Source organism: Variovorax sp. HW608 (genome assembly GCF_900090195.1).
Taxonomy (GTDB): domain Bacteria; phylum Pseudomonadota; class Gammaproteobacteria; order Burkholderiales; family Burkholderiaceae_C; genus Variovorax.
Genome location: NZ_LT607803.1, coordinates 2,565,284 through 2,587,785, shown reverse-complemented (window position 1 = coordinate 2,587,785; position 22,502 = coordinate 2,565,284). Strand labels below are relative to the sequence as shown.

Here is a 22,502-nt window from a genome sequence, read left to right as displayed (position 1 = left end):
TTTCGCCGCTCGGCCCCAGTTTTTGGCGGCTCGGGCGGGAGGGCGCAAGCCCTGCCGGTTTTCTCGTAACAACGTCCCCGGTCTTCCAACCCGTTCGAGCCGCCGCCTTCGATTGATCTCGGATGCGGCGGATGAAGCAAGTCTGCATTCACCAGGGAGGCCCAAAAATGGCCAAGAAGTCTGATCGCACCGGCGCGCATTCACCCGGCGTATCCATTCCTGCTGGTGGCGAGGCGCAAGGCGCCCATCGACGGCGCAAACCTCGAGCCACCAAGAAGAAGTCATCGAAGCTGCTGCGCAAGGCTTCGTCGACCGCCCTGCGCGCGGTCGACGACTTCAATAACCTGCGTCAAGCCAAGCGAGCGTTCGATTGCATCGAGGACCTGCTGATCCCCCACAACCCCCACGCGATCGAGATGATCTATTTCGAGCCCGGCGACCTGCGGCCGCTGGTGACAGCGGCCAATGAGGAGGTGCGGCGGCACATGGCGAAGCTTCGGAAGGCGGTCGAAGGGGTGCACGAGTTGCTGCTGGCGACGCGAGAGGACAGCCTTGTTCGTTCGGGGTTGATCGAGCAAGCTTAGCTTGCGATCCGGCCCAGACTCAGAGGCGGGCTTCGGCCCGCCCGATGCCCGGGAACTCGACCACCACGGTATCGCCCTCGTGCACCGGCAACACGCCGACCCACGAGCCCGTGGTGACCACGGTGCCGGACGGCACGGTCGCGCCGCCCTGGGTCACGTGGCGCAGCCAGACGGGCAGCAGCCACGCGGGGTCGCCCATCGGATGGGTGCCGCGGCGCAGCTCGGGCGCGCTGCCGCCGATGCGCGTCTCGCACACTTGCGCCGCCCAGTCGCGTGCCGCATAGGGCACCCAGGCGCCCAGCACCAGCGCGCCGTGCGATTGCTGGTCCGCGAGCCGCAGCAGGGCCGTTGCCTGCGCCGGGTCTTTCCAGCGCGAATCGACGATCTCGATCGAGACGGTCATCGCGTCAATCAGGGCCGCCGCGGTCTCCGGCGTGAGGGTCGCGGCGCGTTCGGGCGTCACGGGCTCGCAAAGACGCAGTGCGACCTCGGATTCGATGCCCGGCGCATTGAAGTGCATGCCGGCGAAGCTCGCGGGGCTGGCGCGCACGCCGGCCGGCGGCAACGGTGCGTGCGTCAGCACCGCATCGCGCGAAGGACCGCCGGATTTCCAATGGCCTGGCGCGGCCGAGCCGAACCAGCCCAGCGCCTGGGCCACCCGGTCCTGCACGGCATAGGCTTGCGCCGCGTCGCCGACGCTGTCCGTCCACGCTGCAGAAGCGATGGCACGGTGCTCGCGCCAGGCCGATGCGAGGGCTGCTGCGAGGTCCGTCATGCGTCCACCTTCACCTTGCCGTCCTTGACGACCTTTGCCCATTTGTCGATCTCGCTCGAAATGAACCTGGCGAACTTGTCGCGCGAGCCGCCGCCGTCTTCGGCGCCGTAGGTGTCGAGCCGCTCCTGCACATCGGGCATGGCCAGCACCGTGTTGACGTCGCGGTTGATCTTGTCGGCGATGGCGGCGGGCAGCTTGCCGGGACCCGCGAGTCCGTACCAGGTGGTGGCTTCGAAGCCGTCGAAGCCCTGCTCCTGCATGGTCGGAATGGTCGGATGGCCCTTGGCGCGCTGGGTCCGCGTCTGGGCCACGCCGATCACCTTGCCGCTCTTCACGTGCGGCGTGGCTGCCGTCATCGTCTCGAAGCTGTACTGGATCTGGCTGCCCATGAGGTCGGTCAGCAAGGGCCCGCTGCCTTTGTAGGGCACATGCATTGCGTCGACCTTCGCCTGCAGCTTGAACATCTCCAGCGCCAGATGCTGCGCAGAGCCGGAGCCGGCCGAGCCGAAGCTCACCTTGCCGGGTTCCGCGGCGCACAGGGAGACGATGTCCTTGACCGTCACGGCCTTCTGCGTGGGGCTCGCGATCAGCAGGTTGGGTGTCACGCCGACCAGCACGATCGGCACGAAGTCGCGCTCCACGCTGTAGCGCAGCTTGGGCTGCAGGCTGGGCGCGAGGGCGTGGCTGTTGATGTGCGCCATCAGCAGCGTGCTGCCGTCGCTCGGCTGGGTCGCCACGTACTCGGCTGCGAGCACGCCGGCCACGCCGCCCTTGTTCTCGACGATGACGGTCTGGTTCCACATCAGGGACAGCTTCTGCGCGACCACGCGGGCCAGTGCATCGGTGCCGCCGCCCGGTGGAAAGCCCACCACGATGCGCACGGGGCCGGAGGGCCAGTCCTGCGCGAACACGCTGGGCATGCCAAGGGCCGCTGCAGCCGCGCCCGCGGCCTGGATGAAGGAACGTCGTTGCATGTTGTCTCCGGTTTTATCGATGAACGCGCTGCTGCTGCTCAGGCCGCCTGCTGCAGCGCGGCCGGCGCGGCATGGGCAGCGAAATGGTCCATCGTGGCCTGCACGCCGCTGCCGGCGAGCTTCACGCCGGCGAGCTTCAGGCCCATCTCGACACCGGCGACCATGGCGACGAGCGTCAGGTCGTTGCTGTCGCCGAGATGGCCCATGCGGAACATGCGGCCCTTGAGCTTGCCCAGCCCGGTGCCCAGCGACAGGTCGAAGCGCTGGTGGATCAGCCGGCGCACCGCATCCGCGTCGACGCCTTCGGGCGTGATGACGCCCGTGAGCACCGGCGAGTAGACGGCCGGGTCGGCGCACTGGATCGGCAGGCCCCATGCGTTCACCGCGGCGCGCACGCCGGCAGCCCAGCGCTGGTGGCGCGCGAAGACCTTGTCCAGGCCCTCCCCGAGGAGCATGTCCAGCGCCTCCGAGAGGCCGTAGAGCAGATTGGTGCTGGGCGTGTAGGGCCAGTAGCCGTCCTTGTTCATCTCGACGATCTCGTCCCAGGCCCAGAACGAGCGCGGCAGCCTGGCGCTCTTCATCGCTTCGAGCGCGCGCGGCGAGATGGCGTTGAAGCTGATCCCCGGCGGCAGCATCAGGCCCTTCTGCGAGCCGCTGACGGTGACGTCCACGCCCCATTCGTCGTGACGCAAGTCGGCGCTCGCGAGGCCCGAGATGCTGTCGACCATCAGCAGGGCGGGGTGGCCGGCCGTATCGATGGCGCGGCGCACCGAAGCGATGTCGGAAGTGACGCCGGTCGAGGTCTCGTTGTGCACCACGCACACCGCCTTGATCTTCTTTTCGGTGTCCTTGCGCAGCCGCGCTTCGATCTGGTCCGCCTGCACGCCGCGACGCCAGCCGGGTGCCTGCGGCAGATGCTCGTCGGTGCCGCCCGAGGCCAGGAACTCGGTCGAGATTCCCAGCCGGGTCGCCATCTTGTTCCAGAGCGAGGCGAAGTGGCCGGTCTCGTACATCAGCACCTGATCGCCGGGGCTCAGCGTGTTGGACAGCGCGGCCTCCCAGGCGCCGGTGCCCGAGGCCGGGTAGATGACGACGGGGTGCCTTGTCTTGAAGATCTTCCGGATGTCCGCGAGCACCTTCCGGCCGAGCGCACCGAACTCGGGCCCGCGATGGTCGATGGTGGGCAGGCTCATCGCGCGCAGGATGCGGTCGGGCACCGGGCTGGGGCCGGGGATCTGCAGAAAGTGCCTGCCGGTTGGATGGGTGTCGAGTTGAAGCATGAGCCGTCCTTTCTTTTTTCAGTTTTGCATTCAAAACACAAATTCTGATGATGGTTATCACCTAGACACAGTGCTTGAGACAGCCTGAATTTGCATTCAAAATGCAACTCAAGGAAGAGAACCCATGGCGGAAGTGATCGAAATCTCGCGGCTTGCGCTGCATGACCAAGTGGCGTCCCGGCTGCGCACGATGCTCATCGAAGGCCAGATCGCGCCCGGCGCCAAGCTCAACGAGCGCCAGTTGTGCGAGCAGTTGCGCGTCTCGCGCACGCCGCTGCGCGAGGCGATCAAGCTGCTGGCGGCGGAGGGGCTGGTCGACCTGCTGCCCAACCGCGGCGCGGTGGCCGTCAAGCTGACGGAGGCCGATGTGGTCAACACCTTCGAGTTGCTGTCGGCGCTCGAAGCCATGTCCGGCGAACTGGCAGCCCAGCGCATCACCGACGAAGAGCTGGCCGAGCTGCGTGCGCTGCACTACGAAATGATGGCCTGTTTCGCGCGGCGCGACCTCTCCGGCTACTACCGCATCAACGCGCGCATCCATGCTGCGATCAACGAGGCGGCGAAGAACCCGGTGCTGACGAGCACCTACCGGTCCATCAATGCGCGCGTGCAGTCGCTGCGCTTTCGAACCAACCAGAACGAAGCCAAGTGGGCGGATGCGGTCGCGGAGCACGAACGCATGATCGTCGCGTTGAATGCGCGCGACCCGGTCGCGATGCGCCAGGTGCTGGTCGAGCACCTGAACCGCAAGCGCGACACCGTGCTGGCGCTGCTGCGCGCCGGCGAAATCTATCCAGGGCCCAACGCGGCCAAGACCTGAAGTCCCACCCATGCGCATCGAGCCCGCGAGCCATCTCCAGCCAGCCGGTACCGTCCTGCCTCCCAACGAAACCTGCGAGGCGCTCGCAAGGCGGCTGGCGGCCGAGACGGAGGGCGAGGTGCTCTTCGACGACGCCTCACGCGGCCGCTACGCGACCGATGCGTCCATCTACCAGATCATGCCGGTCGGCGTGCTGGTGCCGAAGGCCGAGCGCGACATCGCGACCGCCATCGACATCGCGCGCGACCTCAAGGTGCCGGTGCTGGCGCGCGGCGGCGGCACCAGCCAGTGCGGCCAGACCACGGGCGCGGCGCTGGTGATCGACAACAGCAAGCATTTCCGGCGCGTGCGGGACCTCGACCTCGAACGCCGCACCGTCACGGTCGAGCCCGGCATCGTGCTCGATCACCTCAACGCGCAGCTCAAGCCGCACGGGCTCTGGTATCCGGTCGACGTGTCGACCAGCGCGCAGGCCACGCTCGGCGGCATGGCGGGCAACAATTCCTGCGGCTCGCGCTCCATCGCCTACGGCAACATGGTGCACAACGTGGCCGGCGCGAGCGCGTGGCTGTCCGATGGCGAACTGCTCGACTTCGGCCCGGTGTCGGGCCTGGGCTCGCGGGCGAGCGACATCGCGCTGCACGTCAAGCAACTGGCGGTGCAGCACCGCGGCCAGATCCAGGCCCATTGGCCCAAGGTGCTGCGCCGTGTCGCCGGCTACAACCTCGACATCTTCGACAACCAGAGCGAGAAGCCGTACACCACCGACGGCAGCGTCAATCTCGCGCACCTGCTGATCGGCTCGGAAGGCACGCTCGCCTACACGCGCAGCCTCACGCTGAAGCTTGCCGAGCTGCCGCGCGCCAAGGTGCTCGGCATCGTCAACTTCCCGAGCTTCCATGCGGCGATGGATTCGGCGCAGCACATCGTCAAGCTCGGCCCCACGGCGGTCGAACTGGTCGACCGCACGATGATCGAGCTGAGCCTGGCCAACCCGGCCTTCAGGCCGACGGTCGAGACCGCGCTGATCGGCCGGCCCGCCGCGATCCTGCTGGTCGAGTTCTCGGGCAGCGACAAGGCTTCGCTGCTGCCGAAGCTCAAGGACCTGGTCGACCTGATGGGCGAGCTCGGCCTGCCGGACAGCGTGGTCGAGATGCAGGGCGACGCGCCACAGAAAAACCTGTGGGAAGTGCGCAAGGCCGGCCTCAACATCATGATGAGCCTCAAGGGCGACGGCAAGCCGGTGAGCTTCATCGAGGATTGCGCGGTGCCGCTCGCGCATCTGGCGGAATACACCGACGGGCTCACCGAAGTCTTCGCGAAGTACGGCAGCCGGGGCACCTGGTACGCGCACGCGTCCGTGGGCACGCTGCACGTGCGGCCGATCCTGGACATGCGCACCGACGGCGCGGCCAAGATGCGCGCCATCGCAGAGGAAGCGAGCGCGCTGGTGCGCAAGTACAAGGGCGCCTTCAGCGGCGAGCACGGCGATGGCCTGTGCCGTGGCGAGTGGATCGAATGGCAGTTCGGTCCGGCGCTGGGCGAGGCCTTCCGCGCCATCAAGCAGAAGCTCGACCCGATCCATCTCTTCAATCCCGGCAAGATCATCGATCCGCCGAAGATGGACGACGGCGCGCTGTTCCGCTTCGCGCCCGAGACCGCGCCCAAGCCGTACCGGCGCATTCCGCTCACGCCGGTGCTCGACTGGTCCGCATGGAACGTGCAGGCCGATCCGGTGACGGAAGTGACGACCGCGCCGGGCACTGGTGGCGACATCACGGGCGGCTTCGCGAAGGCCGTGGAGATGTGCAACAACAACGGCCACTGCCGCAAGTTCGATGCCGGCACGATGTGCCCGAGCTACCGCGTGACGCGCGACGAGCAGCACCTCACGCGCGGCCGGGCCAACACGTTGCGCCTCGCGATCTCCGGCCAGCTCGGCCCCGACGCCTTCACCAGCCCCGCCATGCACGAGACGATGGACCTGTGTGTCGGCTGCAAGGGCTGCAAGCGCGACTGTCCGACGGGCGTCGACATGGCGAAGATGAAGATCGAATTCCTGTCGCACTACAAGAAGAAGCACGGGCATACGTGGAGGGACAAGCTCATCGCCCGGCTGCCGGACTACGCGCATGCGGCGAGCCGCGCGCCGTGGCTTTTCAATCTGCGCAACACGGTGCCGGGTGCGCGCTGGCTGGGCGAGAAGCTTCTGGGGCTTTCGGCGAAGCGCTCGCTGCCCGAGTGGCGCTGCGACACCTTCTGGCGCGCCAGCGATGCTTCGATGTTCGCCAGTCGCGACGAGGCCATCGCCGCCGCGGGGGAAGGGCGCAAGGTGGCGGTGCTTTTCGTCGACACCTTCAATGGCCACTTCGAGAGCGAGAACGCGCTGGCGGCCGCACGCGTGCTCAAGGCTGCGGGCTACGTGCTGCACACGGTGCAAAAGGACGGCAGCCACCACTGCTGTGGCCGCACGTACCTCGCGGGCGGCATGGTTGACGAGGCCAAGGCCAAGGCCGGTGCGCTGGTCGACGCACTGCTGCTGCTGGCCGAGGCGGGCATCGCGATCGTGGGGCTCGAACCCGCGTGCCTGCTCACGCTGCGCGACGAGGCGCTGGTCATGGGCCTGGGCACCAAAGCGGAGACGGTCGCGGGCCAGGCGCTGCTGTTCGAGGAATTCATCGCGCGCGAGCTGAAGGCGGGCCGCTTCCGGCTGGCGCTCAAGGCGCTCGACAAGCCGATCCTGCTGCACGGCCATTGCCACCAGAAGGCGTTCGGCGCAGTCAGCCCGATCCTCGATGTCCTCCAGCTGATCCCCGGCGCCAGGCCGGAACTGATCGAGAGTTCATGCTGCGGCATGGCGGGGAGCTTCGGCTACGAGTCCTCACATTACGAAGTCTCGATGCAGATGGCGGAAGCCAACCTGCTGCCCGCCGTGCGCAAGAACCCCGACGCCATCGTCGTGGCCGACGGCACGAGTTGCCGCCACCAGATCGCCGACGGCGCGCAGCGCGAAGCGATTCACGTGGCGCGGCTGCTCGCTGCGCAACTTGCCTGAGATCCGGGGTGTCAGACGGCGGGGCCGGTCCAGACGGTCTTGACGTTGGTGAACTCGTGCAGGCCGTGGATGCCCAGCTCGCGCCCGTAGCCCGAGTGCTTGACGCCGCCGAAGGGCAGGCGCGCATCGGAAGCGACCATGCCATTGACGAACACGGCGCCCGCGTCGATCTCGCGCGACAGCGCGCGGGCGCGCTCGGCATTGCCGGTCCACAGTGCCGCGCCGAGGCCGAATTCGGTCCCGTTCGCGAGCGCCACCGCATCGTCGGCATTGCGCACCCGCATGATCGCGGCGGCGGGGCCGAAGGTCTCTTCGCGCGCCACGGTCATCTGCGGTGACACGTGATCGAGCACCGTCGCCGGATAGAAGAAGCCTGGGCCGGTCGGCACTTTGCCGCCTAGGCCCAAGGTCGCTCCTTCGTCGATGCTCGCGCGCACCTGCCGGTCGAGCTCGTCGCGCAGGTTGCCGCGCGCCATCGGGCCGAGCGTGGTCGCGTCGGCCAACGGGTCGCCGAGCACCCGCTTCGCGGCGCCGGCCGCGAACGCCGCCGCGAACCGGTCGCCGATCGACGCCTCGACGATGAAGCGCTTGGCCGCGATGCAGCTCTGGCCGTTGTTCTGGAAGCGCGCCTTCACCGCGACCGCAGCGGCGGCTTCGACGTCGGCATCCGCGAGCACGATGAACGGATCGGAACCGCCGAGCTCGAGCACCTGCTTCTTGAGCGCCTTGGCCGCCTGCGAAGCGATCGCGCGTCCCGCGGGGGTAGACCCTGTGAAAGTCACGCCAGCGATGCGGGGATCGTCGATGACGTCGGAAACGCGGGGGGAACCGATCAGCAATGTCGTGAACAAGCCATCCGGCGCGCCGGCCTCGCTAAACAATGTCTGGAGCGCCAGCGCGCACTGCGGCACGTTGGCCGCATGCTTGAGCACCACGCCATTGCCGGCGGCGATGGCCGGCACCGCAGCGCGGATCGCCTGCCAGAAGGCGTAGTTCCACGGCATCACCGCGAGCACGAGGCCGAGCGGGTCGAAGACCACCCGGCTGTCGGTCGCATTGCTGGCGACGCGCACGTCATCGAGCATCTTCGGCGCGTTGGCTGCGTAGTAGTCGGCGGTGACGGCGCTCTTCTCGACCTCGGCACGCGCCTCGGCGATAGGCTTGCCCATCTCCAGCGTGGCGAGCCGCGCCCACTCTTCCTTGTGCCTGCGCAGCACCTCCGCGACGCTGCCGAGCAGCCTTGCGCGTTCCACCGCAGGCTTCTTGCGCCAACCGCGCTGCGCATCGGCAGCGCGGGCCAGCGCCGCATCCACGGTCCTGGCATCGGGTTCTTCGAACGAGGCGAGCGTCTCGCCCGTGGCGGGGTTGATCGAATGCAACATGAAGATTCCTTGAGGCGGTCGGCCTTGATGTTCCGTCTTGTTTGGTGTGGACTGCGCGGCTGGCGTTCCAGCTTTTTCCTAGCGCGCCGTTGCGGCCCGCTCCGCATCGCGCCGCACGATCTCCCTGACCATCGCATCGAACTGGCGGGACATCACGCTCTGCAGCGCGATCCTGCCGATGACCGGCGGTACGTCGAAATCGGGTACCAGACGCCCGGAGTAGGAAAGCCGCGTGTAGCCCGAGGGCAGGCTTTCGATGGTGTAGCGGCCTTCCAGCGCCTTGAGGTTGCCGCCGATGGCGCGCGCCGCCACGCGGGTCGGGGGGGATTCGACGACTGCGAGCGTCACTTCCACCGGCTGCCGGAAGAAGAGGAACACCAGCTCGCCGGTCTGCTCCACGATCACGCGGTCGGCATCGCGCTGCAGCGCGCGCGAGCTGCGCATGTAGGGGATGAAGCCCGCGAGATGGTCGTAGTCGGTGATGACGCTCCACACGGTGCGCGGATCGACCGGCATTTCGGCGGCGACCTCGACGGTGATGGTTTCATCCCTCCGATGGGTTTCGATGTTCACGCCCTGCGCGAGCGATGGAGCGCCGAGCATCATCAAGGCCACGGCAGCCAGCAGCTTGCCTGCCCGGCTCATGGACTCATCGACGCGCGGGCGCGGATGTCGAAGCGGACCTTGAATGCGTCCTCGACCTGCAGTGCACCGCCGAGCAGCGAAAAGGGGGCGATGCCGAATTCGGATTGCTTCAGTTCCGTCATGCCGATCGCGCGCAAGGCGTCCTGCGTGGTGACGAGGATCAGCGGCATGGTCGAGGTCCGGGTGGTTCCGAGCAATGTGATCGAGACGTTCGCCGACGCGGGCTGCGTCTTCGCATCCACGCCGCGCACCTGCACGAGCGCATATGGAAACTCCTGCACCCGCAGCACCTTGTCCTGCATGTTGGTCCGCGTGCCTTCGATGTCGGATGCAGTCGGCTGCGTGTCGAGCCCGGCTTCGGTTCGCAGCGCGGGCTCATCGACGGTGAGTTCGGCCAGCGGCATGTAGAGGTCGGCGCGGCCTTGCGCGGGTGCGACGAAGCCCTGCATCGAACGGCTGGCGATGACGTGGTCATGCCCGAGCCGCCCGAGCGATCCGCCGCGCCGGACGGTGAGCACCACGAGCGCGTCGGCCGGGCCGACGCGATAGACCGCCTCGCCCTGCGCCGCCAGCCGCTCGTAGACGTCCACGGGAAAGCCCTGCGGCGCACGCGCGGGCGCTGCCTCCGGCGCTGCCTGCTGCTTCGGCGCAGATCCGCATGCAGCCAGCACTGCCGCGAGCGCAACGACCACAGCGCGCGCAATGGCGGCGACAGGCATCGCTTTCATGCGGCCTTGCGCAACCGCACCTTGAACGTGACCGTGACATCCGCGCCGATGGTCGTCGTCGTCGTCCATTCCCCGGTGCCGATGCCGAAGGCGCCTCGCTTGACGACGAACTTGCCTTCCATGTTCGCGGTGCTGCCCGATTCGCTCCACGAGAACGGGACTTCGACCGGTTGCTGCGCGCCCTTGAGGGTCAGCGTGCCGCGGGCGACGAAGGCATTGGGCTGCGTGCGGCGGATCTCGGTCGCGTGGAACTCTGCCTGCCGGAAGCGCGCGAAGTCGAACCATTCGGGGCCGGCGATCGCCTTGTTGATGTCGGCGCTCGCCATGTCCGCGCTCGCGACGTTGATCGTCACGTCGAGGCGGCCCGCGTCATCCTGGGCCGGGTCGAGGCTGAGCTTGACGTCGAACTCGCGGAAGACGCCCGGCGCAGGCGTCTTCTCGAACGTGGCGGCGAATTCGAGGCGGCTCGCGACGGGCTCCAGCTTCCAGTCGGCCGCGCAGGCCGAGCCGAAAGGGAAGGCCAGGCCGGCGAGCAGGGCGGCGAGCCGGCGGGCGGTCATGGCGGGTTGGCTCATCGGGATGTCTTTCTCCGCGGCAGCATGCGGACCAGCACATCATCGCGCTTGACATAGTGATGCCGCAGCGCCGCGGCCACGTGCAGCACCAGCAGCACGATGAGCACGATGCCCAGCCCGAGGTGTACACCCGCGACGATGTCGGCCAGACGATCGTCCGGCGCGACGAGCGAGGGCAGCGGAATCAGCCAGTAGATGCTGAACGGCACGCCGGCCGCGGAGCTGACCACCCATCCGGTCAACGGCATGACGATCATCACCGCGTACAGGAGGCCATGCGTGAGGCGCGCCGCGATGCGCTCCCAGCGCGGCATGTTCGATGGCCAGGGCGGCGGGCGGTGCGTCGCACGCCAGGCCAGCCGCACCACCGCGAGCGCGAGAACGAGCATGCCGGTCGACTTGTGCCACACGAAGAGATCCAGTTGGGTCGGCGACAGCGGCCAACTCACCGCCAGCCATCCGGCCACGAACTGCGCCAGGATGAGCGCGGCGATGGTCCAGTGGAGGAACTTGGCGACGGCGCTCCAGCCCGCTCCTGAAGACGCGGGCGCACCCGGCCGGTCAGTCGAGCGGCTGGTAGGCATCGATCGCATCGATGGGCATATCGCGGCGCAGCGCGCCGGCCGGTTCCTGGCCGGCGCGCGCAATGGCCTGCAGCTCGGGCACGAGCGTCAGCAGGCGGCGGGTCAGCCAGTACAGGTGCGAAGGATCGAGCGGATCGGGTTGCCTGAGGACGCCGATCAGCCGCTGGGGACGGTTGCCGAGTGGAAGCGCCGTCAGGGCTTCGAGGACCGTCGCGAGTTCGTCGCGCACATGCGCGTCCACGAGGTCGTGCTCATCCAGGCGCCGCCAGATCGCCCGCACCGCGCGCTCGCACGGCGCGGCCTGCGACGACGGCCGAGCGGCCTCGCCTGGGCTCCACGCGCCCAGGGGCATCGCTTGCGCGGGACGCGCCGCGCTGTGGAGTGGGCTTGCTGGCGAAGGCATGGGGTGCTCCTCCCTCAACGCGCCCACGATACGCCGCGCCCGCGCCGATGGCAACGGCGGACCGGCATTGCTTCACCGGAAAGCCGCCAAACTTGTTACTCCCACCCCTCGCGCGCCGGTGACAGACTGGCCTTTTCCAGACCAGGAGATTGCAACCATGAGCTCATCAACCCAGAAGATGCACACCCCGCGGGTCGTGTCGCGCGAGGCGTGGGAAACGGCCCGCGGGCAGCTGCTCGCGAAAGAGAAGGCGCTGACCCACGCGCGCGACGCACTGGCCGCCGAGCGTCGGCGAATGCCGTGGATGGCAGTGGAAAAGCCATACGTCTTCGAAGGCCCCACGGGCAAGCGAAGCTTGCTTGAGCTGTTCGATGGCCGCCGCCAGCTCATCGTCTACCGCGCCTTCTACGAGCCCGGGGTGTTCGGCTGGCCCGAGCATGCCTGCCGGGGCTGTTCGATGGTGGCGGACCAGGTTGCGCATCTCGCGCACCTCAACGCCCGCGACACCACGCTCGTCTTCGTCTCGCGGGCGCCGCAGGCGGACATCGCGCGGCTGAAGGCGCGCATGGGCTGGGAGGACATCCCGTGGTTCACCGTCACCGACAGCTTCGATGCCGACTTCGGGGTCGGCGAGTGGCACGGGACCAATGTGTTCTTCCAGGATGGCGATCGCATCTTCCGCACCTACTTCGTCAACAACCGCGGCGACGAGCAGATGGGCGGCACCTGGAACTACCTCGACATCACGCCGCTGGGCCGGCAGGAAGCCTGGGAGGACTCGCCCGAAGGCTACCCGCAGACCCCGCCCTACAAATGGTGGAACTGGCATGACAGCTACGCCGCCGACGCCGAGCCCGACAAGAAGTGGGTGGAGGTGTCGGATGCCGGCGAGGCCGCGTTCCGCAAGGATCACTCGAGAAAGTAGGTCTGGATCGGCTCCGCCTTGCCCTTGACCATCGCGGGCGGCATCGGCCGCAGGCGGAACCGGTCGTCGAGCGCGCGGCGGATGTCCTCGGTGATCAGGAGGTCGACCTCGTACTTGCTGGTCAGCCCCTCGACCCGCGAGGCGACGTTGATCGGGTCGCCGGTCACGCTGAACTTCGACAGCCCCGCGGTGCCGATCACGCCGGCCACTACCTCGCCGCCGTGGATGCCGACGCCGAAGCGCAGCTCGGGCAGGCCCTTCTCGCGCAGCGTGGCGTTGTAGCGCGCCAGTTCGGCGCGCATGTCGAGCGCGGCCAGCACCGCGTCGCGCGCCTGCCAGGGATTGGGCTCCATCGCGCCGAACAGCGCCAGCAGGCCGTCGCCGACGAATTCGGTCACATGGCCGTGGTGGCGCGTGATCGCCAGCGTCATGTGGCGGAAGTAGTCGTTGAGGACGCTCACGGTCACGGCCGGGTCGAGCCGGTCGCACAGCGCGGTGAAGCCGCGCAGGTCGGCGAACAGCATCGTCACCTGCCGGCGCTCGGGCGCGAAGGTGTCGCCGCCGAGGGTCAGGCGTTCCACCACATCGGCCGGCACGAAGCGCTCGAACTGGCGCTGGAGCTGCTCCAGCTTGTCGTCGGTGGCGAGGAGCAGCCTTTCGAGCTGGCCGTTCTGGTGCCGCATGCGCAGCGCCAGCGCGGCCAATGCCGCCACGGCGGCCGCCCCGATTGCGGCAAGAACCCAGCCCAGCGCCATCACTCCAGCAGCATCGCGAGGCGGACGGTGCCGTTCGCGAGCGCTGCAACGCCGATGGCTTCCAGCAGTGCGGCGGGGCCCAGCTCGGCGCCGAGCGCGCGGGTCTTCTGCTGGATGGACGAGGGCTCGTAGTAGACCGTGTCCCGGGCCCATGAGAGAAGGTTTTCCTCGCGCGCTGCGAGACGGGGCGAGCGCAGCGTGCCGATGGCGCCGTCGATCTCGGCCTGGCCGAGGCCTTCGTTCTGCAACAGCCGGACGGCCGCCGCTTCGCAATGCGGGCAGCCGATCGTGCGCGCGATCACCGCGAACATCAGTCCCTTCGCGCTGCGGCTGAGCGCGCCGGGCTCGAAGGAGCCGTCGAGCGCCGCCTTCATGACACTGCCCGCGCCAAGGCCGGCGAGCGGCGCGAGCACCGCGCCGAAGGGGCCGGCTGTCAGCACGGCCAGGTCCGTCGTGGCCGGTGGCGGGCTTTCGGGCTTCTTCGTCCAGCGCATTGCAAGGGCGATCACCCAGCGCATCGGGCCGGCCGCCATGTGTTCGAACTTCTGCTCGGGCGGGCACGCCAGCAGCGTGCTCACGCGGTTGTAGAAGCACCCGAAGGAGATCGCGAACGCGATCTCGCCGACCTGCGTGGGCGTGTAGCCGCTCGCGAGCAGCGCCGCGCGGTCGGCCGCGGCCGGCCGCGGCTTCGAGCGCGCGAGGCGGCGGCAGAAGGCGATGAAGGCGCGCTGCTTGTCGTCGAGATCGGCCAGCAGCACATCGCGCTCGACCTGCTGGATGAAGGACTCGCGATAGCCCAGCACCTTCATGAACGCGCGGTTGGCGCCGTAGCAGTAGCGGCAGGCGTTCTCCTGCGCCGTCACCATGCTGCCCATGCGGTGCATGCGCTCGGGCACGGCGGCGGGGATGTAGTTGGTGGCCTGGTAGGCGGCCTCGCGCAGCCAGCCGATCGGGGCGACCCGCCGGTCCACCTCGAGGACCTGGGCGCCGCGCCGCTTGAGTTCGGCTTCCCACTTCGCATCGGGCGACGCCGGCAGCACCGGATCGCTCCACTGGATCTCGCTCAGCAACATCGCCATCGGACACTCCACCGGAAATCGAAGATTGCGCCCTGTGCCGGCATTTCACCGGCCCGGAAGCTGATTCTGCCTGCCCTGGCTGCGCCGCGCCGAGTTCAGCGCCGCACGGCTCGCGTTCGCGAGCAGCTCCGCGAAGGCCTCGGCGGCCGGCGACAGGCTGCGCCCGGCGCGCTTGATGATGCCGATGGGCCGGCTGATCGCGGGCTTTTCGAGCCGCACGCCGACCACCGAGCCCGGCCTGTGCGGCAGCGTGAGCTGCGGCACCACCGCGACGCCCATCCCGTGCTCGACGAGGCCGATCAGCGTCGAGACGTGCCGCACTTCGCAGACCGGGCGGGGCAGGGGCGGCAGCTCGGCCAGCGCCTGGTCGATGAACAGCCGGTTGCGGCTCGCCTGCGACACCCGCGCGTGCGGGTAGTCCGCGAGCTCCTCCCAGCCCACCGAGCGGCGCCTGGCCAGCGGATGTCCCGCGGGCACGGCCAGCACGTAGGGCTCCTTCAGCAGCGGCGTGAACTCGACTTCGGGGTCCTGCATGCCGATGTAGTTGAGCGCGAAGTCCGCCTCGCCCTGCTTGACGGCGGCGAGCACTTCGTCCGCACCCTCTTCGATGATGCGCACCAGCACGCGTGGGTGCCGGGCACGGAAGGCGTTGATCACCGGCGGCATGAAGTGGTGGATGGTCGAGAGCACCACGCCGATGGTCACGTCGCCCGCCTCCAGCTCGGCCGCGTCGCGCAGGCTCTGCACCGAGCGGTCGAGCTCTTCCATCAAGCCGCGCACCTGCCCGAGGAAACGCTGCCCGAGCGTGGTGAGCGCGACGCTGCGCGTGGTGCGGTCGAACAGGCGCACCTCCAGCATGTCCTCGAGGTGCGAGATGCGGCGCGACAGGGCCGGCTGCGAAAGGTACAGCGCACGCGCCGCGGCCGCGAAGCTCTGCGTCTCGGCGACGGTGACGAAGGCGCGAAGGTCCGCCAGCGAAGGCTTGGTCATGGCGATCGATTCATGCAGAGAGTGCAATAAAGCACCAGAAACTTGCAATTTACCGCCAGCTACGACGCGATCAAGGATTTCACCCCGATCGGGATGATCGGCGCAACGCCGAACGTGCTCGCGGTCAACGCCTCGGTGCCCGCAAGCACGGTGGACGAGTTCATCCAGTACGTGAAGGCCAACCCGGGCAAGGTGAGCTATGGCTCGGCCGGGGCGGGTTCGCTCACGCACATGACGATGGAGCTCTTCAAGCAGGAAACCGGGACCATCATGGTCCACATCCCCTACCGCGGCATCGCGCCCGCGATCACCGACCTGATCGGCGGCCAGACGCAGGCGATGTTCCCCGGCCTCGCGGCGGCGCTGCCGCACCTGCGCTCGGGCCGCATGCGCGCGCTGGCCGTCACCGGCAAGGAGCGCAGCGCGCAGCTCAAGGAGGTGCCGACGATGGAAGAGGTCGGCTTCAAGGGCTTCGACGCGATGCAGTGGTACGGCTCGGTCGGCCCGGCGGGCATGCCGGCGGACATCGTGCGGCGGCTCAACGAGACGCAGGTCGCGGTGCTCAAGTCGCCGGACCTCGCGGAAAAACTCGCGGGCGAGGCGGTGGAGCCCTGGCCCATGACGCCGGACCAGTTCGGCCAGTACATCGCCTCGGAGATCGCGCGCTGGAGCGCGCTCGCCAAGGCGCGCGGCATCCGGCTCGACGAGTGACGCCGCGCAGAGATTCCATTTTTCTTTCAACCCCGCAACCGATTCAGTTCCAGTGGCACGCAACACGCACGTTCCCGCCGACACCTCGGCACCCCCGGTCACCGCCATCCTTGCCCGCTTCGTCTCCGGCCACGCCTCGCGCGGCTGGAGCGACGCGGTGGAGCGGGAGGCCCATCGCACCTTCTACAACTGGCTCGGCTGCGCCATTGGTGCGGTATATCATGAAGCAGCGCACGCAACGCTCGGGGCGGTCCGCCTGCTGCGGCCCGCGCCGCAAGCCACTGTGCTCGGCAGCACGGAGAGGGTGGACATGGCCAGTGCCGCGCTGGTCAACGGCATCACCTCGCACACTTTCGACTTCGACGACACGCACCTCAAGACCATCATCCACCCCGCGGGGCCGGTGGCCTCGGCGGTGCTGGCCCTGGCGGAGCATCGCGGTGCGAGCGGCCGCGCGGTGATCGACTCGCTGGTGCTCGGCATCGACGTGGCCTGCCGCATCGGCAACACCATGTACCCGGACCACTACGACCGGGGCTGGCACATCACCGGCTCCACCGGCATGCTCGGCGCTGCCGCGGGTTGCGCACGCCTTCTGAGGCTCGACGAGAAGCAGACCGCCATGGCGCTCGGCATCGCCGCGTCGCAGCCGGTGGGCCTGCGCGAGCAGTTCGGCACCATGACCAAGCCTTTCCACCCGGGCGCTGCGGCGCGCTCCGGGCTGATGTCGGCGCTGCTCGCGAGCCAGGGCTTCACGGCCAGCGAGCGCGCGCTCGAAGCGCCGCGCGGCTTCGTGCAGGTGGTGTCGGAAAAGCGCGCGTGGAACGAAGTGACCGACGAGCTCGGCGAGCGCTTCGAGATCTCCTTCAACACCTACAAGCCCTTCGCCTGCGGGATCGTGATCCACCCGAGCATCGACGCCTGCGTGCGCCTGCGCGCGCGGGGCATCAGCTCCGAGCAGGTCGAGCGCATCGAACTGCGCGTGCATTCGCTGGTGCTGGAGCTGACCGGCAAGAAGGAGCCGAAGGATGGGCTGCAGGGCAAGTTCAGCGTCTACCACGGTTGCGCCGCCGGGCTGCTCTTCGGCCGCGCGGGGGAGGAGGAGTTTTCCGATGCGGTGGTCAACGACCCGCGCGTGGTCGCGCTGCGCAACAAGGTGCAGGCCACGGTCGACGACAGCATCGACGAAGCCGCGGTGCGCGTGACAGCGGTGCTGACCAACGGCCGTCGCGTGGAAGTGAACGTGGAACACGCCATCGGATCGCTCGAGAACCCGCTGACCGACGCGCAGCTCGAGGCCAAGTTCGCCTCGCTGGTGGTGCCGGTGCTCGGCCAGGCGCGTGCGGACGAGATCACCAAGCACTGCCGCACGCTGGCTTCCATTTCCGACATCCGCACGCTGACCGCGCTCTGTGCGGCGTGATGAATCCACTTCTTCGAGACCAGCCGTGACACGACCCGCACCCCTTCGCATCGGCATCCTCAACGGCGACGACATCGGCCACGAGATCGTCCCCGCATCGGTCGACATCGCGCGCGCCGCCGCCGAACTCCATGGCGTGCAGATCGACTGGCATCCGCTGCCCATCGGCGCGCGCGCGCTCGAAACGCATGGGCACACGCTGCCGCCCAGGACCATGGAGACGCTGCAGACGCTCGACGGCTGGATCCTCGGCCCCATCGGGCACCGTGCCTATCCCAAGGTGCCGGACGCGATCAACCCGCATCCGATCCTGCGCAAGAACTTCAACCTGTTCGCCAACGTGCGGCCGACGCGCTCGTATCCGGGCATCGGCTGCCTGCACGACGGCGTCGACCTCGTGATCGTGCGCGAGAACAACGAGGGCTTCCAGCCCGACCGCAACATGGTCGCGGGTTCGGGCGAGTTCCGGCCCACCGACGACGTGACGCTCTCGGTGCGCGTGATCACCCGCGCGGGCAGCCGGCGCGTCGCGCGCGCCGCCTTCGAGCTCGCGCGGCAGCGGCGCGGGCACCTGACCTACGTGCACAAGGACACGGTCTTCAAGCTGGGTTGCGGCATGTTCGTCGAGGAGTGCCGCAAGCTCGCGGCCGAGTACCCGGACGTGCGCGTGGACGACGTGATCGTCGACACCTTCGCGATGCGGCTGGTGCGCGATCCGCAGAGCTTCGACGTGGTGGTGACGACCAACATGTTCGGCGACATCCTCTCCGACGAGGCGGCGGGACTGGTCGGCGGTCTCGACATGGCGCCGGGGCTGTGCATCGGCGACGGTGACGTCGCGATGGCGCAGGCCACGCACGGCTCGGCGCCTGACATCGCCGGGCAGGGCATCGCCAACCCCTACGCGATGATCGAATCGACCCGCATGATGTTCGAGTGGCTGGGCCACAGCCGCCGCAACGAGGGCGCGGTGCGCATGGGCGCATCGATGTCGAAGGCGACCACCGCCGCGCTTGCCGACCGGCAGGCGCGGACCGGGGATATCCGGGGCACCGGCAACACGGCGTCGTTCACGCGGGCCGTGCTGAAGAACCTCCACGTCTGAGGTCCCGGCCTACCGGCGGAAACAACCCTTTCCTGCAACCCTGTTGATGGAGATTCCATGAAGCGACTGAATCGACTGGCCGCCATCGGCGCGGCGCTTGCCGCCCTGGCCCTGCCCGCCGTGGCGCAGAACGTGAAGGTGACGCCACTGGGCGGCATCGACGGCGAGTTCTGCCCGCAGGACCGCGCACTGATCTTCGAGGACCCCAACGGCACGCGCATCCTCTACGACCCGGGCCGCACCGTGGCGGGCGCGTCGGACCCGCGGCTGGGCAAGATCGACATCATCCTCGTGAGCCACATGCACGGCGATCACGTCGGCAACGCGCACAACAAGGCGCCGAACTCGGGCAGCTGCGAGGCACCGGACATGTCGGTGTCGGCGCTGCCCAATACGCTCGCGGTCGAGATCGCGCTGGCGAAGAAATCGAAGATCGTCACCGGCAGCGAAATGCCGCCTTTCTTCGCGGCCAAGCTCAAGGCCAACGGCGGCAGTCCGGCCGATTCGATGCTCGCGCGCTTCGGCGGCAGCGTGACCGTCAGTGGCGTGCGCATCGCGACGGTCAGCGCGCTGCACAGCAACGGCGTTGATCCCGACTACATCGGCGGCGAGCTCGGCAAGTCGATGAAGGAAGCGGGCATCGCTGGCGACGTGGGCCTCGCGACAGGTTATGTGCTGCGCTTCAGCAACGGCCTGGTGGCGTACCTGTCGGGCGATACCGGCATCGTCGCCGACCAGGAGCGCGTGGTGCGCGACTACTACCACGCCAGGCTCGCGGTGATGAACATGGGCGACGGCTTCACGACCGGGCCGCAGGAATCGGCCTTCATCATGAACGAGCTGGTGAAGCCGGCGTCGGTGATCGCCTCGCACGCCAACGAGGTCGGCACGGTGCGCGGCAAGGTCCGGCCGGGAAGCAAGACCGAGGCCTTCCTCAAGGCGTTGAACATGCCGGCCTACGTACCCTTGTCGGGACGCACGATGGAGTTCAACGCCGACGGCAAGTGCACCGTCGCTTGCGAGGCGCAGATGTAGCCCGTCAGGCCTCGGTCGGCACCGTCACGCCGAGCGATTCCGCGAGCCCTGCAAGCGAGCGCCAGATCGCCGGCGCGAGCTCCAGGTGCGTGGCATTGCGCTCGCGGTTCTGCGCTTCGTATTCGCCCGGGTACTGCACGCGATCGAAGCCGGGCGCGGGCGGCGTGTCGTGCAGGTAGTTCAGGAAACCCTCGACTTCGGCGGTCTTCCATTCGAGGCCGAACTCCATCGCGGGATCGATCAGCACCGCGAACATGTTGTTGACCGCCATGCCGTCGCTCGGGTTCTCGGGCTGGATCGTGCCGCCGCCGGAGAGCACGCCCGCCAGCAGCTCGGCCACCACGCCGAGCGCATAGCCCTTGTGCGCGCCGAAGGGCAGGATCGCGCCCGGCGGGTCGGCGAACATCACCGAGGCATCGGTGGTGGGCAGGCCGTTGGCATCGATGAGGCAGCCTTCGGGCAGCGGCTCGCCTTTCTCGGCCGCCACGCGCGTCTTGTTGAAGGCGACCGCACTGGTCGCGATGTCGACCACCAGCGGCGGACGGCCATTGGGCATCGGGCCGGCGAAGCAGACCGGATTGGTCGTCAGGCGCGCGACCTTGCCGCCGTAGGGCGCGACCATCGGCGGGCGGTTGATCACGTTGGTGAAGCTCAGGAGCACATAGCCGGCCGCCGCGGCCATCTCGCCGTAGTGCCCCATGCGCCCGAGGTGGTGCGAATTCCGGATGGTGAGGATGCAATGGGCGGTCTGCTTCACGCGCTCGATGCCGGCCTGCATCACGACCTTGCCCACGTGCTGGCCGAAGCCGCCCTGGCCGTCGTACATCAGCAGGCCGCCGCGGTCCGCGATGCATGTCGCGCGCCCGTCGCCCTGCAGATGCCCGCCCTGCATCGACTTGCGGTAGCTCGGCAGGATCGAGAGCCCATGGCTGGTATAGCCGCAGCGGTCGGATTCGACGAGATGCTCCGCCACGTCGGCTGCAATGTCATGCGGCACGCCCTGCGCCGCGAGGATCCCCGCGCCGAGCGCGCGGGCGTCGTCGAGGGACATGATCATTCCGATGCTCCGTCAGGTCCAGCCGAGCCAGCGCCAGTAGGTCACCGCGAACAGCAGCATCAACAGGTAGCCGATCACCGTGACCGGAATGCCCACGCGCGCGAACTGCTTGCCGTTGAAGGTCTCGGTGCCGAGGCACACCATGTTCTGCGGTGCGTTGATCGGCAGGATGAAGCCGAAACTCACCGTGAAGCCGAGCAGCATCGTCATGCCGACCTTGTGGATGTCGCCGGGCAGGGTCTGCAGCACCGAGATCAGGATCGGCAGCAGCGCCGCGGTGAGCGCGGTCGCGCTCGCGAAGCCGAGGTGGATCAGGATCAGGAAGGCCGCGAGGATCGCGAACACCACCACCGGCCCCTGCGTGGCGAGCCCCGAATGCGCGACCACGAAGCGGCCCAGCCACTGGCCCGCCTGCGTGGTCAGGAGCGCGGTGCCGAGGCTGATTCCGACGCCGAAGACGATCAGCGTGCCCCATGGGATGCGGCCCTGCAGTGTCTTCCAGTCCATCACACCGACACGCGGCAGCATGAGGATCACGAGCCCGACGTAGGTGACCGATGCGGTGTCGAAGTCGTGCAGCTTGCCTTCGGTGGCCCAGAAGAGCAGCAGGCCGATCGACACCGCCGCGAGCCGCTTCTGCGGCCCGGTCATGGGCCCGAGCGCGGCCAGCTCGCGCTGCACCGCTTCCTTGCCGCCGGCGATGGATTCGGATTCGGGCGGCAGCAGCCAGCGCACCATGAAGTACAGCACGATCGACATCACGATCGCCCAGGGCGCACCGGCGACCAGCCACTGGATCCAGCTCACGCGCTCGCCGAGCAGCTTGTCCATGAAGCCGACGGTCAGCAGGTTCTGCGCGGCGGCGGTCTGGATGCCGACGTTCCACACGCTCGTGGCCTGCGCGACCATGATCATGATGCCGGCCGCGATGTTGGAGCGCTTGTCGACGCCGAAGGCCACGATCACGCCCATCATGATCGGCACCACGCAGGCGCTGCGCGCGGTGGCGCTCGGCACCACGAGCGACAGCACGATCGTGACCACGATGCTGCCGATCAGGATGCGCCGCGTGCTGGTGCCGATGGTGGACAGCGTGACCAGCGCGATGCGCCGGTCCAGCCCGGTGATGGTCATTGCGGCCGCGATGCACAGCGCGGCGCCGACCAGCGCCAGCGCGGTGCTCGAAAAGCCCGCCAGCGCCATGCCCAGCGCCGCGCCGGTGCCGTAGCTCGCCGAAGGCGCGTCCACCTTGGGCGCGAGGCCGATCAGCGCGGCCATCAGCGAGGTGATCATGATCGCGCTGGCCTCGTAGCTCACCGCTTCGCTGATCCAGACAATGACGGCGAAGACGAGGATCGCCAGCATGCGGTGCCCGGCGACCGGCAGGCCCTCGGGCAGCGGCAGGGCCAGCACCGCGAGCATCGCGGCCGCGGCGATGTAGAGGCCCCACGGGACCGGCTTGGGCGCCGCCGCTGCGGCGGGTGGTTGCGTACGGACGGGCTCGTTCGTGCTGATGCTCATGAATGCGTTCCCTTCGTTGGGTGCTTCGGCAGAAGCGTCGAACGCAAGCGTAGCAGTCGATGCCCGTCAGGGCCAACGCCGCGCGCCGATGCGCGC

Annotated in this window: 22 protein-coding genes; 8 read left to right on the top strand and 14 right to left on the bottom strand. The window is 68.5% G+C overall.

Features of this window, described 5'->3' with window-relative positions:
• Positions 1-131 precede the first annotated feature (131 nt).
• Complete coding sequence (locus VAR608DRAFT_RS12150) at positions 132-584, top strand: hypothetical protein (protein ID WP_157730867.1); 453 nt, start codon at positions 132-134, stop codon at positions 582-584.
• Between the two features lie 19 nt (positions 585-603).
• On the opposite strand, the gene VAR608DRAFT_RS12145 is transcribed toward VAR608DRAFT_RS12150, so the two are convergent.
• The 3 genes from VAR608DRAFT_RS12145 to VAR608DRAFT_RS12135 are packed head-to-tail and all read right to left on the bottom strand — an operon-like array spanning position 604 to position 3,613.
• Positions 604-1,359, bottom strand: a complete 756-nt coding sequence (locus VAR608DRAFT_RS12145) for a fumarylacetoacetate hydrolase family protein (RefSeq protein ID WP_088954290.1) — start codon at positions 1,357-1,359, stop codon at positions 604-606.
• Positions 1,356-2,333 (bottom strand): Bug family tripartite tricarboxylate transporter substrate binding protein, encoded by a 978-nt coding sequence (locus VAR608DRAFT_RS12140; protein WP_088954289.1) that lies wholly within the window; start codon positions 2,331-2,333, stop codon positions 1,356-1,358. The genes VAR608DRAFT_RS12145 and VAR608DRAFT_RS12140 overlap by 4 nt, the downstream gene beginning before the upstream one ends.
• Positions 2,334-2,371: 38 nt before the next feature.
• Positions 2,372-3,613 carry a pyridoxal-phosphate-dependent aminotransferase family protein gene (locus VAR608DRAFT_RS12135; RefSeq protein WP_088954288.1) on the bottom strand — a complete coding sequence of 414 codons (1,242 nt, stop codon included), beginning with the start codon at positions 3,611-3,613 and terminating at the stop codon, positions 2,372-2,374.
• Between the two features lie 124 nt (positions 3,614-3,737).
• On the opposite strand from VAR608DRAFT_RS12135, the gene VAR608DRAFT_RS12130 reads away from it, so the two are divergent.
• Complete coding sequence (locus VAR608DRAFT_RS12130) at positions 3,738-4,433, top strand: GntR family transcriptional regulator (RefSeq protein ID WP_088954287.1); 696 nt, start codon at positions 3,738-3,740, stop codon at positions 4,431-4,433.
• A 10-nt stretch (positions 4,434-4,443) separates the two neighbouring features.
• A complete protein-coding gene (locus VAR608DRAFT_RS12125) occupies positions 4,444-7,488 on the top strand; it encodes an FAD-binding and (Fe-S)-binding domain-containing protein (protein WP_088954286.1) in 3,045 nt (1,014 codons plus the stop codon).
• Positions 7,489-7,499: 11 nt separating this feature from the next.
• Here VAR608DRAFT_RS12125 and VAR608DRAFT_RS12120 read toward each other — a convergent pair whose 3' ends face one another.
• From VAR608DRAFT_RS12120 to VAR608DRAFT_RS12095, 6 genes are all read right to left on the bottom strand, one after another.
• Complete coding sequence (locus tag VAR608DRAFT_RS12120; RefSeq protein WP_088954285.1) at positions 7,500-8,870, bottom strand: NAD-dependent succinate-semialdehyde dehydrogenase; 1,371 nt, start codon at positions 8,868-8,870, stop codon at positions 7,500-7,502.
• Between the two features lie 78 nt (positions 8,871-8,948).
• Positions 8,949-9,515 (bottom strand): SRPBCC family protein, encoded by a 567-nt coding sequence (locus VAR608DRAFT_RS12115; RefSeq protein ID WP_088954284.1) that lies wholly within the window; start codon positions 9,513-9,515, stop codon positions 8,949-8,951.
• A complete protein-coding gene (locus VAR608DRAFT_RS12110; protein ID WP_157730865.1) occupies positions 9,512-10,243 on the bottom strand; it encodes a YceI family protein in 732 nt (243 codons plus the stop codon). The genes VAR608DRAFT_RS12115 and VAR608DRAFT_RS12110 overlap by 4 nt, the downstream gene beginning before the upstream one ends.
• A complete protein-coding gene (locus tag VAR608DRAFT_RS12105) occupies positions 10,240-10,818 on the bottom strand; it encodes a YceI family protein (RefSeq protein ID WP_088954282.1) in 579 nt (192 codons plus the stop codon). The genes VAR608DRAFT_RS12110 and VAR608DRAFT_RS12105 overlap by 4 nt, the downstream gene beginning before the upstream one ends.
• Positions 10,815-11,402 carry a cytochrome b gene (locus VAR608DRAFT_RS12100; protein WP_088954281.1) on the bottom strand — a complete coding sequence of 196 codons (588 nt, stop codon included), beginning with the start codon at positions 11,400-11,402 and terminating at the stop codon, positions 10,815-10,817. Before VAR608DRAFT_RS12100 ends, VAR608DRAFT_RS12105 begins: the two co-directional genes overlap by 4 nt.
• Positions 11,380-11,805 (bottom strand): hypothetical protein, encoded by a 426-nt coding sequence (locus tag VAR608DRAFT_RS12095; RefSeq protein ID WP_157730863.1) that lies wholly within the window; start codon positions 11,803-11,805, stop codon positions 11,380-11,382. Before VAR608DRAFT_RS12095 ends, VAR608DRAFT_RS12100 begins: the two co-directional genes overlap by 23 nt.
• Positions 11,806-11,983: 178 nt before the next feature.
• Between VAR608DRAFT_RS12095 and VAR608DRAFT_RS12090 the strand changes: the two genes are divergently transcribed.
• Entirely contained in the window at positions 11,984-12,730 is a 747-nt protein-coding gene (locus VAR608DRAFT_RS12090; RefSeq protein ID WP_172843975.1) for a DUF899 domain-containing protein, read from the top strand.
• On the opposite strand, the gene VAR608DRAFT_RS12085 is transcribed toward VAR608DRAFT_RS12090, so the two are convergent.
• From VAR608DRAFT_RS12085 to VAR608DRAFT_RS12080, 3 genes are read right to left on the bottom strand one after another with little or no spacing between them, the layout of a single operon-like run.
• Positions 12,715-13,485 (bottom strand): adenylate/guanylate cyclase domain-containing protein, encoded by a 771-nt coding sequence (locus VAR608DRAFT_RS12085; RefSeq protein WP_157730861.1) that lies wholly within the window; start codon positions 13,483-13,485, stop codon positions 12,715-12,717. The two genes, VAR608DRAFT_RS12090 and VAR608DRAFT_RS12085, sit on opposite strands and share 16 nt — an antisense overlap.
• On the bottom strand, positions 13,485-14,564 hold the full coding sequence (locus tag VAR608DRAFT_RS36965; protein WP_157730859.1) for a carboxymuconolactone decarboxylase family protein: 1,080 nt from the start codon (positions 14,562-14,564) through the stop codon (positions 13,485-13,487). The genes VAR608DRAFT_RS12085 and VAR608DRAFT_RS36965 overlap by 1 nt, the downstream gene beginning before the upstream one ends.
• Positions 14,565-14,609: 45 nt before the next feature.
• Entirely contained in the window at positions 14,610-15,554 is a 945-nt protein-coding gene (locus VAR608DRAFT_RS12080; RefSeq protein ID WP_088954277.1) for a LysR family transcriptional regulator, read from the bottom strand.
• Positions 15,555-15,596: 42 nt separating this feature from the next.
• Between VAR608DRAFT_RS12080 and VAR608DRAFT_RS12075 the strand changes: the two genes are divergently transcribed.
• The 4 genes from VAR608DRAFT_RS12075 to VAR608DRAFT_RS12060 are packed head-to-tail and all read left to right on the top strand — an operon-like array spanning position 15,597 to position 19,828.
• On the top strand, positions 15,597-16,265 hold the full coding sequence (locus tag VAR608DRAFT_RS12075) for a tripartite tricarboxylate transporter substrate-binding protein (protein ID WP_231973453.1): 669 nt from the start codon (positions 15,597-15,599) through the stop codon (positions 16,263-16,265).
• Positions 16,266-16,317: 52 nt separating this feature from the next.
• Positions 16,318-17,688 (top strand): MmgE/PrpD family protein, encoded by a 1,371-nt coding sequence (locus tag VAR608DRAFT_RS12070; RefSeq protein WP_088954276.1) that lies wholly within the window; start codon positions 16,318-16,320, stop codon positions 17,686-17,688.
• A 25-nt stretch (positions 17,689-17,713) separates the two neighbouring features.
• Positions 17,714-18,793: an isocitrate/isopropylmalate dehydrogenase family protein gene (locus VAR608DRAFT_RS12065; protein WP_088954275.1), complete on the top strand. Its 1,080-nt coding sequence runs from the start codon at positions 17,714-17,716 to the stop codon at positions 18,791-18,793.
• Positions 18,794-18,850: 57 nt separating this feature from the next.
• Positions 18,851-19,828: an MBL fold metallo-hydrolase gene (locus VAR608DRAFT_RS12060; protein ID WP_088954274.1), complete on the top strand. Its 978-nt coding sequence runs from the start codon at positions 18,851-18,853 to the stop codon at positions 19,826-19,828.
• A 4-nt stretch (positions 19,829-19,832) separates the two neighbouring features.
• Here VAR608DRAFT_RS12060 and VAR608DRAFT_RS12055 read toward each other — a convergent pair whose 3' ends face one another.
• Together VAR608DRAFT_RS12055 and VAR608DRAFT_RS12050 are read right to left on the bottom strand one after the other, a co-directional pair.
• Positions 19,833-20,885, bottom strand: a complete 1,053-nt coding sequence (locus VAR608DRAFT_RS12055) for an Ldh family oxidoreductase (protein ID WP_088954273.1) — start codon at positions 20,883-20,885, stop codon at positions 19,833-19,835.
• A 12-nt stretch (positions 20,886-20,897) separates the two neighbouring features.
• Positions 20,898-22,406 (bottom strand): DASS family sodium-coupled anion symporter, encoded by a 1,509-nt coding sequence (locus tag VAR608DRAFT_RS12050; protein ID WP_088954272.1) that lies wholly within the window; start codon positions 22,404-22,406, stop codon positions 20,898-20,900.
• Positions 22,407-22,502 lie beyond the last annotated feature (96 nt).